Source organism: Paraclostridium dentum, from assembly GCF_012922555.1.
GTDB classification, from domain to species: Bacteria; Bacillota; Clostridia; order Peptostreptococcales; family Peptostreptococcaceae; genus Paraclostridium; species Paraclostridium dentum.
In genome coordinates this window covers 1-341 of the sequence record NZ_WIPK01000176.1, presented here as the reverse complement: position 1 = coordinate 341, position 341 = coordinate 1, and the positions used below count along the sequence as shown (strand labels likewise).

The following is a 341-nucleotide window of genomic DNA, read 5'->3' as shown; positions in this document are numbered from 1 at the left end:
CTTGCTCATAAGTTATCAAGAAGATTAACAGAAGTTAGAAAAAGTGGAGAATTAGAATACTTAAGACCAGATGGAAAGACTCAAGTTACTGTTGAATATGATGGAAATAAAGCAGTTAGAGTTCATACAGTATTAATATCTACTCAACATTGTGAAACAGTAAGTACTGAGACAATAAGAAAAGATTTAATAGAAAAAGTTATAAAAGTTGTTATACCAGAAGCTCTTTTAGATGAAGAAACTAAAATATATATAAATCCAACTGGAAGATTCGTTATAGGAGGACCTCAAGGAGATACAGGTCTTACTGGAAGAAAGATAATAATAGATACTTACGGTGG

Annotated in this window: 1 protein-coding gene; it reads left to right on the top strand. The window is 30.8% G+C overall.

Going from position 1 to position 341, the window contains the following annotated elements; translation table 11 throughout:
* A partial coding sequence (locus tag GFJ41_RS18275; RefSeq protein WP_170076051.1) for a methionine adenosyltransferase domain-containing protein occupies nt 1–341 on the top strand: 341 nt, incomplete at both ends.